At 44.5% G+C, this 13178-nt stretch carries 12 protein-coding genes and 1 tRNA gene; 9 read left to right on the top strand and 4 right to left on the bottom strand.

The annotated features are described in order from the left end of the window. Positions 1 to 107 precede the first annotated feature (107 nt). Genes phnD through phnC form a run of 3 tightly spaced genes read left to right on the top strand, consistent with a single transcriptional unit; the run spans position 108 to position 2520 of the window. The gene (gene phnD, locus ACFODW_RS16310; RefSeq protein ID WP_390307856.1) at positions 108 to 1001 is read left to right on the top strand and encodes a phosphate/phosphite/phosphonate ABC transporter substrate-binding protein; all 894 of its coding nucleotides are present in this window, start codon (positions 108 to 110) and stop codon (positions 999 to 1001) included. Between the two features lie 11 nt (positions 1002 to 1012). After that, entirely contained in the window at positions 1013 to 1768 is a 756-nt protein-coding gene (gene phnE, locus ACFODW_RS16315) for a phosphonate ABC transporter, permease protein PhnE (protein ID WP_390307952.1), read from the top strand. 14 nt (positions 1769 to 1782) lie between these two features. Then, the gene (phnC, locus tag ACFODW_RS16320) at positions 1783 to 2520 is read left to right on the top strand and encodes a phosphonate ABC transporter ATP-binding protein (protein WP_390307857.1); all 738 of its coding nucleotides are present in this window, start codon (positions 1783 to 1785) and stop codon (positions 2518 to 2520) included. A 321-nt stretch (positions 2521 to 2841) separates the two neighbouring features. Here the strand turns inward: phnC and ACFODW_RS16325 are convergent, their stop codons facing one another. Beyond that, entirely contained in the window at positions 2842 to 4875 is a 2034-nt protein-coding gene (locus tag ACFODW_RS16325) for a glycoside hydrolase family 3 protein (protein WP_390307858.1), read from the bottom strand. Between the two features lie 335 nt (positions 4876 to 5210). Between ACFODW_RS16325 and ACFODW_RS16330 the strand changes: the two genes are divergently transcribed. Continuing rightward, positions 5211 to 6098: a hypothetical protein gene (locus ACFODW_RS16330; protein ID WP_390307859.1), complete on the top strand. Its 888-nt coding sequence runs from the start codon at positions 5211 to 5213 to the stop codon at positions 6096 to 6098. Positions 6099 to 6229: 131 nt separating this feature from the next. On the opposite strand, the gene ACFODW_RS16335 is transcribed toward ACFODW_RS16330, so the two are convergent. Both ACFODW_RS16335 and ACFODW_RS16340 read right to left on the bottom strand, forming a co-directional pair. Beyond that, positions 6230 to 6403 carry a hypothetical protein gene (locus tag ACFODW_RS16335; RefSeq protein WP_390307860.1) on the bottom strand — a complete coding sequence of 58 codons (174 nt, stop codon included), beginning with the start codon at positions 6401 to 6403 and terminating at the stop codon, positions 6230 to 6232. 283 nt (positions 6404 to 6686) lie between these two features. Continuing rightward, positions 6687 to 7331, bottom strand: a complete 645-nt coding sequence (locus tag ACFODW_RS16340; RefSeq protein WP_390307861.1) for a hypothetical protein — start codon at positions 7329 to 7331, stop codon at positions 6687 to 6689. A gap of 162 nt (positions 7332 to 7493) precedes the next feature. On the opposite strand from ACFODW_RS16340, the gene ACFODW_RS16345 reads away from it, so the two are divergent. Next, positions 7494 to 7724 (top strand): hypothetical protein, encoded by a 231-nt coding sequence (locus tag ACFODW_RS16345; RefSeq protein ID WP_390307862.1) that lies wholly within the window; start codon positions 7494 to 7496, stop codon positions 7722 to 7724. 179 nt (positions 7725 to 7903) lie between these two features. Here ACFODW_RS16345 and ACFODW_RS16350 read toward each other — a convergent pair. Then, positions 7904 to 7976: transfer RNA gene (locus ACFODW_RS16350), tRNA-Val, on the bottom strand. A 325-nt stretch (positions 7977 to 8301) separates the two neighbouring features. On the opposite strand from ACFODW_RS16350, the gene ACFODW_RS16355 reads away from it, so the two are divergent. From ACFODW_RS16355 to ACFODW_RS16370, 4 genes are all read left to right on the top strand, one after another. Next, positions 8302 to 9984, top strand: coding sequence for an ABC transporter ATP-binding protein (locus ACFODW_RS16355; protein ID WP_390307954.1), 1683 nt, complete (start codon positions 8302 to 8304; stop codon positions 9982 to 9984). Continuing rightward, the gene (locus ACFODW_RS16360) at positions 9974 to 11797 is read left to right on the top strand and encodes an ABC transporter ATP-binding protein (RefSeq protein ID WP_390307863.1); all 1824 of its coding nucleotides are present in this window, start codon (positions 9974 to 9976) and stop codon (positions 11795 to 11797) included. The genes ACFODW_RS16355 and ACFODW_RS16360 overlap by 11 nt, the downstream gene beginning before the upstream one ends. A 42-nt stretch (positions 11798 to 11839) precedes the next feature. After that, positions 11840 to 12565, top strand: a complete 726-nt coding sequence (locus tag ACFODW_RS16365; protein WP_390307864.1) for an alpha/beta hydrolase — start codon at positions 11840 to 11842, stop codon at positions 12563 to 12565. A gap of 91 nt (positions 12566 to 12656) precedes the next feature. Then, a complete protein-coding gene (locus ACFODW_RS16370; protein ID WP_390307865.1) occupies positions 12657 to 13175 on the top strand; it encodes a YjcG family protein in 519 nt (172 codons plus the stop codon). The last annotated feature ends 3 nt before the right edge of the window (positions 13176 to 13178 follow it).

The following is a 13178-nucleotide window of genomic DNA, read 5'->3' on the forward strand; positions in this document are numbered from 1 at the left end:
TCAGGGCCCATCTATTTCCTCATTTTACTATTTTCATTTATGGTATTACCTAGTTTCCTGATAAGGTAACTCCCTCAACAAGAATATACGTAAAGAAGGTGTAATTATTGAAAAAGTCTATGTATATAGCAGCTTTTATCTGCCTCTCTATTATCCTGTCTGCTTGTGGCAGCAAGGCAGAAGAAGCGGAAGGTCCATTATTGGATGAGACTTTCACCATTGGTGTCATTCCTGCCCAGACAGTCGGAGCAATGGAGGAAGCCATGGATAAATTGCAGTCCCTCTTAAGTGAGGAACTGAACCGTAAAGTTACCGTTGATGTCTACCCAGATTATAATGGAGTAGTGGAAGCATTGAACTATGACAAAATCGACATGGCCTACCTTGGACCCTTGACCTACATAATCGCCAATCAAAAAAGCGGTGCCAAAGCTATCATAACCCAGGAAATTGATGGAAAACCTTACTATCACTCCTATATTATTACGTACGAGGACGAACCCTGGGAATCCTTAGAAGATTTGCTTCACACACCTGAAGAAGTTGACTTTGCTTTCGGAGATCCGAATTCTACTTCCGGTTCGCTGATCCCTACTATTGAATTGCAGAAGCGTGGAGTATTTGACTCACAGGAAGATCATGACTTTCATTCTGTCCGCTATACCGGATCGCATGATGCAACCGCTTTAGCCGTACAAAATAAACAAATTAATGCAGGTGCCATTGATAGTGCCATTTATCATCAATTGATAGAATCAGGAAAAATTGATAAAGAACAGCTGAAGGTTATCTGGAAATCCGAGGAACTTTTCCAATATCCCTGGGCCGTCCATAAGGATACAAATGAAGAGACCATCACTAGACTTCAGGAGACCTTCTTATCTATAGAAGATGAGGAAATTCTCGAAGCTTTTGGTGCCAGCGGGTTTACGAAGGCAAGCAAGGAGGATTATAGAAATATCGAAGAAGCAGCTAAACAACAGGGAATAATCAATGAATAGAGTTGAGTATGGTGTGGTTTAAAAAGAAGAACATTATCACCTTGATCCTGCTCTCCCTCCTCATCTATTTCAGTATGAAACTGACAGAGTTCGACCTATCCAAGTTTAAAGACTTCGATAATATGATCCATTTTCTAGCCCAGTGGTTTCCCATGGATTTCTCCAGACTTCCCGATTTGATGAAGGAAGCCGCAGAGACACTGGCGATGGCTTTTCTCGGCAGCATTCTCGGATTGATCATTGCTCTGCCGCTCAGCTTCATGGCTGCAAAAAATACGGCACCGTCTAAACCAATATTCCATTTTTCCCGGGTAGCATTAAGCTTCGTCCGGTCTCTCCCAGAAATTGTAATCGGCCTGGTTCTGCTCACGACACTTGGTCTGGGGCCATTTCCGGCTGTACTGGCGATCATGTTCCATAATATAGGCGTGCTGGGAAAGCTGGTTTCCGAATTGATTGAAGCTGCAGACCCCGGCCCGCAGGAAGCGATGAAAGCTGTCGGCGCTGGCAATGGTATTGCCTACCTGTTCAGCATTTTGCCGCAGATTTGGCCAAATGTGCTATCTCAATTCTTCTACCGATTCGAAGTGGCCATCCGGACGTCCCTCATCCTCGGTTTCATTGGGGGCGGAGGGATTGGGCAAGTATTATTCAATGATTTTAAAACCTTCCAGTATTCCTCTGTGGCATTGGATGTACTGATTATTATGGTAATGGTAATCATCGTCGATTTCTTGGGCAGTTATACGCGGAACAGAATCATCTAAAGGAGATAGAGCAAATGATTGAAATGAAAGATATATCTGTCCGTTACCCGGGCACCCATACGGATGCTCTTTCAGAAATAAGCATCTCTTTCCAGCAAGGTGAATTTGTATGTATTCTCGGGAAGAGCGGTGCAGGCAAGTCGACCTTCGTCCGCTGTTTCAATGGGCTGCAAAAGCTTACCCATGGGGAGATTTATCTAAAAGGAAATCCGGTTTCTCCTTCTAATGATGAAGAATGGCGGACAATCCGGAGAAAAACAGGAATGATCTTCCAACACTTCAATTTGATTCCTCGATTAAGTGTCCTGCAGAATGTGTTGACCGGCATGTTTGGCTACAGGTCTTCTTTTAAAAATCTGATTGGCTGGTTTACAACGCAGGAAAAAGAACTGGCCAAACGGGTTATCGCTGATGTCGGACTGGCTGCCATGGAACACCGGCGGGTTGAAAACTTAAGCGGCGGTCAAAAACAACGAGTCGGGATTGCCCGGGCCCTCGTCCAACAGCCGGAGATCTTAATCGGCGATGAGCCAGTTGCCAGCATTGATCCAGGAACAGCGGAGCATATTTTTAACATGCTTCAGGACATACATCGGCGCCTCAGATTACTGACCATTATCAATGTCCATGACATCGACCTTGCCAAGCGGTATGCCACGAGGATTGTTGCCCTAAAAGAAGGGAAAGTCATTTTTGATGGGCACCCTGGAGATTTCACCAATGAAGAATATTATGCAACCTATCAATCATAGAAATGGAAAAAGGCTGAAAACACTGATGTTTTCGGCCTTCTTCTGCTGTCCTCACCCGGCAGTATCGACCTCCACGATGATTGCCTCCTCCCTCCATTAACTTCAGACAGGAAACGAGTTTCTCATGCTCGAGATGCTGGCTAAAAGCAGTAGCGGTCAAAGCTTTTCGCTGCCTCATGCAAGACAGTCAACCAAATTTCATGCCCTTTACTCCTCTCGGAAAAGTTATGTCCTTGTTGAAAACCAAGATTTGTTGAATGCGGGATCACGTAAAAATGCGGCGTGAACATCACGCCGCATGGGTATAATTGATTACTTGATCTAATAACTGAGTCCGAACCCGAATCCATATTCATTTCCATCTTTATCACGGTAAACATAGGAAGATCCTTTTGCATGTCCAGGTATGTCCCCAGGACTCTTATCCAATTCTTCCTGGCTTGCCGGAAGTGTGAATGGCAGTTTTCCTGATGGATTGTATTTACCGCAAAGTACATCGAACAGCACTTCATATTTCACTCCAAAGGTACTTAGTACAGCATGCGCCCCAGGCTCGATATCTCCAATCAGCCAAGGATTCGTCATGTTGATAACAAGAATAGTCGGTGCTTTCGCTTCAATTTCTTTTATGCGGTCGACGTCCACTCCGGTGTCGTGTCCAAGAGCTACTGTCAGCGGTTCATCAGGACGATCCGGAACAGTATTCGGAATGGCAAACACAAAGGCATGTGTGGCTTCATCCAGCTTATCCGTCAGCACCAGGGAAGAATTCCTGCTAGCAAATGCTTCCTTGACTTTCTGCGTTTCTTCTTCTGCTCCGTCCTGCTTAAATACTTCTACATATAATTTCATCTCTGCCACTTTTTCATCTGTTAATGGCAACAATTGCTCACTATTACGGTTTAGTACCACAGATTTGCGGTGGGCTGTGTCGGCTTTTTGTTGGGAAGCGGCATCTTTTGCAATTCGCTGTGCCTGTTCTGGGTCGACATACGGGTTTTCAAATAATCCAAGTTCCATTATTTCCGTTAGCAGATAAGTCACAGACTTATCCAGCTTGTCCTCACTGACATAGCCTTCCTTGACCGACTTAATGAGCACAGATGGATCAGCTTCATCGGAGAACATGTTTACACCTGCTTCCAGTGCTTTAGCATATCTCTCCTCAGGGGATAGTTCCTCTGCTCCCCATGGCATCATATTGATGATACCGGTATCCGAGTTGATATATCCTTTAAAACCTAGTTCTTCCCTCAAGATATCACGGACAATTGCTTTGTTATAGGCAAAACCTATCTCTTCAAACAGTTCCCCGTCTTTCAGCTGTGGAACACTGTGTTCATTGCTTGGATAGGAGTAATAAGGCATGATGGACGTGGTTCCTGCTTCAACTGCCGCTTTAAACGGTGGGATGTGATACTTATACAGGCTTCCAGGTGTCGGATACGGGTTGAAACTTCCCCATGGGTAATGAGGGTCATGGCCATTATGCCGCGCACCGCCGCCAGGGAAGTGCTTTGTTGTCAGGGATACACTGTCTTCTCCAAGCTCTTCTCCTTGGAAACCTTCAATCACTGCCTTGATCATGGCAGCTGCCAAATCAGGATCCTCTCCAAATGTTCCATTATAGCGCATCCATAGTGGATCGGTAGCAATGTCAGCCATATAGCCGTATACCTTATGAATCCCTGCCGCTCTCCATTCGCGGGCAGCAATCTTACCGAATTCCTTCATCAGCTCGGTATCACCAGTGGCAGCAAGCCCCAATTCTCCTGGCCATACAGAAAATTCACCTGTCGCTTCCATTAAACCATGATACAAATGACCAATATGGTTTCGTGGATTCGAAACCATTACAGCAGGAATTCCCAGACGGGACTCTTCCGCCACTTCCTGGATTTTATTCGTCCATGTAGCTAAATCGGATGCCTTTGGGTTATCACGGACAATAAAATAGCGGAGATTCAAATCCTTAATGCCTTTTGTCGTTCCAGCATTATAAAGCAATGGCCTTGGCAGTTCATAATTATCATCGCCCGGCTTGGAAAATGGATGAGTTTTCAACACTACATCCGTCTCATTCAATAGGCCGCTTTCATCTGTTTCCTTTGTCTCAATATTTCCCGGAATTCGTTCCGAACCAGGCATATATTGGGAGGAGATGGTCATCAACCCTGCTTTCTCTTCAAGCGTCATCCGGGAAACCAAATCCTTCACCCGCTCTTCAATCGGCAGTTCCCAGTTCTCATACGGGTCCAGTACACCATTACCATTCAGATCCCTGAACTGCTTGCCATCTACGGTTAAAATATCTTTAACACGTGTCTCAACATTGGTTGTATGTTCTTTGCTCATTAGAACACTCCTCTAGTATCTTTTCTATTGCTGCTATTAAAATACTTTCTCCTACCTATCTTATGCTATGTATGTGAATGTAGGCAAAGGAAAAATTATAGTTTGTTTGCTAAACAAACAAACTATAATATCTATATAATAATTGAAAACGGTTTAACAATCAATAGTCCAAAAACATTGTCGCCAAAAAGAATTACAAAAAAATTACAACTTCTTAAAAACATAACACTCACTTTTCAATCTCTTTAAAAAGCAGTAATGTTAGTTTTTTCCTCCCAAAAAGTGGTAACTGTCCAAATGTGCAATAATTAATCATCAAGGGAGGAAGATTTAACATGAACAAAAAACTGATCAAAATTACAGCTCCAGCCTTTGCTGTAGGGATTGCACTTTCCGCTCAGGCAGATGTCAGTGCAGCAAGCCCTAATGCATCCATTAATGGCAAGGTCAACAGTCAGGTAAACGGCCAAATGAAGGGTAACGGCAATGGTGTAGGTGCAGCAAGCCTGCAACGCCTGAATCCTATCGATAACCGTATTTCCACTGTTACTACAGAGCTTGAATTAATAAATGCTCAACTTGAAAACACAGGGTCCCTTACAGAGGAAGAGTATGAATTTTATCAAAATGAACTGACTTCCCTATTCAACCAAGTAAATGCTTCTGTTAACCAGTTGAATGCTGTTACCAAAAAAGTGGATGACAGTGCAGAAGAGGTAGTAGAAACCGAAAATGAAATCAACGATACCGTTGACAGCATCATCTCCACACAAGTGGTATTGAATAATATTGAAATCGAACCAGCAGTTCCAGAAGCCGAGGTACCGGTTGATGAGCCTGAAAGTGACGAACCAGAGGCAGATGAACCTGCTGAAGACGCTCCTGAAACAGAAGAGCCTGCTACTGAGGAGCCAACTGAAGAAACTCCTGTAGCTGAAGAGCCTGCTGCTGAGGAGCCGGTTGAAGAAACTCCTGTAGCTGAAGAGCCTGCTGCTGAGGAACCAGTTGAAGAAACTCCTGTAGCTGAAGAACCTGCTGCTGAGGAGCCAACTGAAGAAACTCCTGTAGCTGAAGAGCCTACTGCTGAGGAACCAGTTGAAGAAACTCCTGTAGCTGAAGAGCCTGCTGCTGAGGAACCAGTTGAAGAAACTCCTGTAGCTGAAGAGCCTGCTGACACACCAGCTGAAGATGAAGTCACTGCCGAAGAAGGCACCACTGTATAATCACTAAACGGCAATACCTCTTTCCCATTCCGGGAAAGAGGTATTTTTTATAATAATCTACTGGTAAGGCCCATCCCTACCAGTCTTTTCGGCGGCTTGTATTCCGCCCTACCCACTGAATCTTCTACCGCTTATCGCTCACGTTCTTGTCTTGCTCTTTTATTTTTCTTATTGTCCAAATTCAGGAATTCGCTTTCCTCTGCAAATTCCGTATCACGCTTTTCTCTTTTCGGTGTGGTATCATACTTGATTACGTTTCTCTGTCTTCCCTTATCCTTATTCCGATTTTTATTCTGTTCGGACATGAAAAGGACCTCCTTAAAGAAATAACCTGATTTTCAATCCTTAGTATGTCCAACTTCCGTTCTTATTTCCCCCTACCTCTTATACATTTTTATAGGAAAAACAGCTAAAACTATGGAAACAGAGGAGGGATTCCATGCCAAATAAAGGCAAGAAGGAAAAGCACAAGAATAAAAATAAGGTAGAATTGAATGACATGAAGGATGACAAAAAATACCGGCAGAACAGACCGCCGAGATAATAGCAATGCCGCCCGACTACCGGGCGGCATTATTAGTTATATCCTCATTCAAGGTATTCAATTGGTTCAATAGCATCCATATGGCTGGCTACCATGGCTATCAGTGTCCCTGCCTCTTCTTTTCCGAATGAAAGAACCGTTTCATCTTTAATCATATCATCATCTTCCGTAAATATGCGGTTTGTCCGTCGTATGACACCTTCACCGGTATCCTGAGTGATCCCAAACTGGTAGGTGACTTCTGCCTCATCTTCCTTATAGTAAGCCGTAACCTCCGGTGTCTCCCAAGATACATTCAGCTCTTCATAAAAAACCTCATCTTCACCTGCATATAGAGCATCCTCATCCTCGTCGAATACTTCCACTTCGTCAAAATCTTCCTCCATAAACTCATGGAAGCTCTCGTGTACTGCATCCACAATATCCTCTATATCCTCCAGTACTACCTTGCTGACCTGCCCAAACTCCGGGTCGACGGAGTGAATGTAGAATTCTTCATTATGCGGGTCAAAAAACAATGTACAGAAATAATCCCTGTCCTCTTCCCCGCTTTCCGTGAAGAAATCAATTCTCGGATGCTTTGCTCCACGCTCTATAAGCATGCTGCCGTTTTCATCATATTTTTCGCAAATGGAATTCAGGCTGTCCTGAAGTTCGCCGGTCACTCTGTCAAACCATTCTAAGTTCATTCATATTCCCACCTTTCCAATTGTTCACCTTTTAGTATGACCAATGGCTTAGAAATCTCCGCTAGCAAATTTATGTAATTCAGCTATAGCGGTATGAAGATGGTAAGATTGAACAGATTACATATCAGTATTGGATAGTATATGAATAAGGAGGAAAGCATTATGGAACAACATCTTTCACGTGAAGAGGCACTAAAGAAGCTGAATGAAATATTGGATGAAAACGTACAGGAGAATTTTACAGAGCAGGAGAGAAAAGCAGGAGAATTTGGGCACTCAAGCTTCCTGGTAAGCAATAGAAAAGGATCAACTGCGGAGGTTGGTATCGATTGGGATAAAGAAGCCGATGAATTGACCTATTCCGTTCAGGAAGGAGAAGGGTCTGAGGTTTAAAAGCCCTTCATGGCTCGTTTGCTAAAATTATGTAGTAAAGAAACCTTTTAGTGATATGCTCCCATCAAACAGTACCTGCTTGATGGGAGCATTTTTTCCAAATAAACGTATTAGAGCAAATCCACTCGAAAAAGTCTGACAAACTAAAAGACCCCTTATATATAAGGAGTCTAAGGTTATGATTCCGATTGGGCTCGAACCAACGACCTCTACCCTGTCAAGGTAGCGCTCTCCCAGCTGAGCTACGGAATCGTGTGTATATTATCTTTCGACAAGAATTATAATAATATGTATCTGTCATTTTGTCAACAAGAAAAGTGACAAATACAAGCAAATGACGAAGGCGTTCCTCGTTCACCCACTCGCCCAATCGGCCCTTTATGAGCCTGTTCCTTTATTACTCCCCCTCTCACCCTTCGCTCACTTTATTGCATCACCTAAATTAATTCGTTACCCGAAGCAATCAATGGTAATATATACATTTCTGTCTTATAATAATTAAATAATTCTTTCTATTATATGGGGGTTGCTTGTGAAGACATTTTCCTTTCTGAAACCATATCGGCTCCCCATCGCAATGGCATATCTGTTCATGCTGATGGAGCTTGGCGTAGAACTTGCGCTGCCTTTTTTACTTGGACTGATGATCAATGATGGGGTGATGAACCAGGACCTGAACAATATTGTGATGTGGGGCAGCATAATGATCGGCCTTGCCTTTGTCGCTTTTGTTGCGGGGATTTTCAATTCGTTCTATTCCTCACATGTGAGCTTTGCCTTCGGGTATGACATCCGGCAGAGGCTGTTTGAGAGGATTCAGGTGTTTTCTTTCAAGAACCTGGACCAATACCCTACATCTGCATTGGTGACACGTTTCACCAATGATGTAAGGCAGATTCAAAATACGATTTTTATGGCTTTGCGGATTATGATGAAGGCTCCGCTGGTCGTAGCCGGTGGTGTAGCAATGGCCTTCATCGTAAATGCCAGGCTTGCGATAGTTTTTTTGGTCACGGTTCCACTCCTGATCCTATTCTTGCTTTTTGTGCTCAGGCTGGCAGGCGGCATGTTCTCCAATGTCCAGAAAAATGTGGATCGGGTAAACCGCGTCATGCAGGAGAATTTGGCCGGCATGCGGCTGATCAAGGCATTCATGCGTCGGGACCACGAGGAAGAACGGTTCATTGAAGCAAACAACGACCTAGCTGTCTCCACCCGCCGAACCTTTCGCTTTGTTGAATCCTCGATGCCGGTGCTGCTGTTTGTAATGAATATGAGCCTCATCTTTATTATCTGGTTCGGTAATATCCAGTCAATAGCCGGAACCACCTCCGTCGGTGAAGTGGTAACGATCATCAATTATGCACTCCGCGTGGCGATGTCCATTTCGATGTTCTCCTTCATTATCATGGCAATATCCCGAACAAAAGCGTCTTCGGAGAGAATGGATGAAGTATTGACAGTAGGGATTGATTTGCTTGATCCGAAAGATGCCGATCCGAAACAAACAGTGAATAGGGGCAAGGTGGAATTCCGGAATGTTTCCTTTGAATATCCGGACACAGAAAAGCCTGCACTGGAAAATATTTCCTTTATCGCTGAGGCGGGAGAAAAAATAGCCATTATCGGGGCTACTGGCTCCGGCAAGACATCGATGTTCCAGCTGGTCCCGAGACTCTATGACACTACCGCCGGGGAAATTTTAATTGATGATAAACCGATTACTTCCTATAAATTGGAAAGGCTACGTGCTGGGATTGGCTATGTACCGCAGACCCCCCTGCTTTTCACTGGGACAATAACCGATAATATCACCTGGGGGAAAAAAGACGCTAGTATGGAAGAAGCCATTCGTGCAGCCAGTGACGCACAGATCCACAGTACCATTGCCGATCTCCCGGATGGCTATGAAACAAGAGTTGGCCAGAAAGGGGTCAACCTTTCCGGCGGGCAGAAGCAGCGGATTTCCATCGCCCGGGCGCTGATCCGCCATCCAAAGATTTTAATGCTGGACGATAGTACGAGTGCACTTGATCTATCAACAGAAGCTCGTCTGTTGAAAGCAGTACAGGGTTATGAATGTACAACGCTGATCATCACCCAGAAGGTATCGACTGCTTTGGACGCCGACCGGATTCTTTTAATAGATAACGGCAGGATCCTGGCAGCCGGAACCCATGAAGAACTAATGGCAACCTCAAATTTATACCGAAAAATCGTGGAATCCCAGTTTGGAAAGGAGTATGCAAATGCCGAGTGAACAATTGAAGAAGCCCTTTCAATACGAGCGGATTCCCATTGATAAGATTGAAGTGGATAGGAAAAGCAGAGCAAGAAATATGTCAGGAACCCTGCGCCGTGTCTGGGACTACCTGGCCAAGGAAAAAGGCAGGCTATTCTTGGTTATTTTAGCGGTAGCCGCAAGCTCAGGGCTTGCTCTGCTTGGGCCTTTCCTCGTCGGGATGGCGATAGATGATTATATCGTCACACAGGAGGCCGCTGGTCTCGGCTTGCTGCTGATTGGTCTGATCTTCGTCTATCTGTTTCATTCTCTTTCCATTTTCCTGCAGAATTTCTGGATGGTCGGTATTGCACAGGAAACCGTTTATAGGCTGAGGGCTGATCTATTTCATCAGTTTCATCGCCTGCCTATCTCCTATTTTGATAAACGGCAGCATGGAGAATTGATGAGCCGGCTGACCAATGATATTGATAATGTGAATAATACATTAAACCAGTCGGTCATCCAGATTTTCTCCAGTATTTTGACGCTTGTGGGCACTGTTGCTGTCATGCTTTATCTTAGCCCTATTTTGACGGTGGTAGCCATGTCGATCATCCCGATTATGTATGCGGCAATGCGCTGGATTACCCGGCGGACCGGTAAATTATATAAATTGCAGCAACGCTATCTTGGTGAAGTGAACGGCTATGTGGAAGAAATAGTCTCCGGACAGCATGTAGTCAAAACCTATTCTCAAGAGGACAGGGTGATCGGTGAATTTGAGCAGCGTAATCAAGAGCTGAAGCAGACTGGTTTCTGGGCGCAAAACATTGCCGGTTTCATCCCAAAAGTAATGAATATGCTGAACTTCCTCAGCTTCGGCCTGATTGCTTTGGTGGGCGGAATCCTTGCCGTTAATACCAATCTGGTGACGGTTGGAATTATTGTTATCTTCACCGAATATGCCCGGCAATTTACCCGACCACTCAATGAACTTTCCAACCAGTTCAATCAGCTTCTGTCGGCGATAGCCGGCGCGGAACGCGTTTTCCAAGTAATCGATGAGACCCAGGAAGAGAACGACGAAAAGAATGTAAGGGATATTCAGAGGACAGATGGACACTTTGTGTTTGATCAGGTTTCTTTCGGCTATGAGAATACACCGATTTTGAAAAATATCAGTTTCGAGGCCAAGCCCGATGAGACAGTGGCTTTAGTTGGACATACCGGTGCCGGTAAAACGACCATCATCAATCTGATCTCGCGTTTCTATACGTATGATTCCGGGAAAATTACCTTGGACGGTATCGACTTAAAGAATATCAGCCGAAAGAGCCTCCGTCAGCAGATGGCGTTCGTGCTGCAGGATGCTTTTCTCTTCCATGCAACCATCAGAGAAAATATTCGGTATGGCCGGCTGGAAGCAACCAATGCAGAGGTAGAGCAGGCAGCAAGAGATGCGAATGCCCATGATTTCATCTCGCAGCTCCCGGATGGCTATGACACTATCCTGGACCAGACCGGCAGCGGCATCAGCCAAGGACAGAAACAACTGCTAACCATTGCCCGGGCGCTGCTTGCAGAACCGACAATCCTGGTGCTCGATGAGGCCACAAGCAATATTGACACCATCACGGAATTAAAGATCCAGGAGGCATTGCAACGGCTGATGAAAGGCCGCACCAGCTTTGTTGTTGCCCATCGGCTCAATACAATCCAAGAAGCAGATATGATTATCATGCTGGAAAACGGGGAGATCATCGAGAAAGGCAGCCATCAGGAACTCACCCGCAAAAAAGGCAAATATTACGAATTGTATAAAGGCCAATTAATAGAAAAATCGAACTGACATAGCTATAATTGGAAAGAGACTATGTACTGGGGTGTTATTATGGGCAGGAAAGGTTCTTTTCATGAATGGACCATTGACAGTAAATATCTGAATGAAGAAATGACCGTAAAGATGTATAAGCCAGAATCATTTTCCGATTTGTATAAATACAACATTTGCATTATGCAGGATGGAGATGATTACTTTCAGATGGGCCGGGTTGCCACATTGAGTGACAGGATGCATGCGAACGGAGACATCAATAATACAGTGTTCGCAGGCATTCATTATAAGGATAAACATGACCGGCGCCGGAAATATCATCCTTCAGGTGAGCAGAATGCTGACTATATCAAATTTCTCGTACATGAAGTCGTTCCCCTGCTTGATGAAGAGCTCCCAACCTACCATATGGGAAAATCACGGGCGTTGATGGGTGATTCACTTGCCGGAACACTTGCATTAATGACGGCGTTGAAGTACCCCCATACATTCGGCAAAGTCATTATACAATCGCCGTATGTGGATACGGATGTGATGGAGGCGGTCGACCATGCCAAGGATATCCATTCCATTGATATCTATCATACAATCGGAACGGCTGAAACCGAGGTGGAGATGACCAACGGAGAGACAGCCGACTTTCTCACGCCGAACCGCGAGCTGCAGGAAAAATTGGAGCAGACGGGTGCCGACTATGTATATCATGAACTGGAGCAAGGCAAACATACTTGGGGTGCTTGGCAGAAGGATATGAAGCGCCTGCTTCTGACCATGTTCAATTAAATTATTTTTTTGGCAGGATTTTTGTTATACTGAAAACGAGTATAGTTTCGTTCGATGGAATCATTACACATCAACTGGGAGGTTTTTAGGGATGAAATACGGCATCATTATTTTTCCGACCAAAAAAGTTCAAGATGAAGCAAATGCTCTTCGCAAACGTTATGATCCGCATTATGCGCTGATACCACCGCATATTACCCTGAAGGAGTCATTTGAGGCGGATGATGAGACAATCGATGAATTGATCACGGAAATGAAATACATTGCCAATGAAACGGAACCGTTTAAAATCCAGATCAATAAGGTGAGTACCTTTGCACCTGTTACCAACACTATTTATTTCAAAGTGGAACCGATGCAGCAGCTCACTGATCTGTATGAAAAACTTCATTCTGGGAAATTCCCCGACAACCAGCAGTACAGCTTTGTACCGCATATCACTATCGCCCAAAAGCTTAGCCATGATGAGTATTCCGATGTTTTCGGTAGTTTGAGAATGCGCGATATCAAACTGGAAGACGAAGTGGACCGCTTCCAGCTCGTTTATCAATTGGACAACGGCTCTTGGACCGTTTATGAGACTTTTGTATTTGGAAAGGAAAAGGTATAAGAA

Origin of the sequence: Virgibacillus sediminis (assembly GCF_042643265.1) — a bacterium.
GTDB classification, from domain to species: domain Bacteria; phylum Bacillota; class Bacilli; order Bacillales; family Amphibacillaceae; genus Virgibacillus_O; species Virgibacillus_O sediminis.

What these genes read in the sequence shown, in the direction of transcription:
- ACFODW_RS16335 (WP_390307860.1), bottom strand. Translation starts at nt 6,403, where the DNA reads ATGTCCGAACAGAATAAAAATCGGAATAAGGATAAGGGAAGACAGAGA.
- ACFODW_RS16370 (WP_390307865.1), top strand. Translation starts at nt 12,657, where the DNA reads ATGAAATACGGCATCATTATTTTTCCGACCAAAAAAGTTCAAGATGAA.
- ACFODW_RS16340 (WP_390307861.1), bottom strand. Translation starts at nt 7,331, where the DNA reads ATGAACTTAGAATGGTTTGACAGAGTGACCGGCGAACTTCAGGACAGC.
- ACFODW_RS16365 (WP_390307864.1), top strand. Translation starts at nt 11,840, where the DNA reads ATGGGCAGGAAAGGTTCTTTTCATGAATGGACCATTGACAGTAAATAT.
- ACFODW_RS16360 (WP_390307863.1), top strand. Translation starts at nt 9,974, where the DNA reads ATGCCGAGTGAACAATTGAAGAAGCCCTTTCAATACGAGCGGATTCCC.
- ACFODW_RS16330 (WP_390307859.1), top strand. Translation starts at nt 5,211, where the DNA reads ATGAACAAAAAACTGATCAAAATTACAGCTCCAGCCTTTGCTGTAGGG.
- ACFODW_RS16345 (WP_390307862.1), top strand. Translation starts at nt 7,494, where the DNA reads ATGGAACAACATCTTTCACGTGAAGAGGCACTAAAGAAGCTGAATGAA.
- phnC (WP_390307857.1), top strand. Translation starts at nt 1,783, where the DNA reads ATGATTGAAATGAAAGATATATCTGTCCGTTACCCGGGCACCCATACG.
- ACFODW_RS16325 (WP_390307858.1), bottom strand. Translation starts at nt 4,875, where the DNA reads ATGAGCAAAGAACATACAACCAATGTTGAGACACGTGTTAAAGATATT.
- ACFODW_RS16355 (WP_390307954.1), top strand. Translation starts at nt 8,302, where the DNA reads ATGGCATATCTGTTCATGCTGATGGAGCTTGGCGTAGAACTTGCGCTG.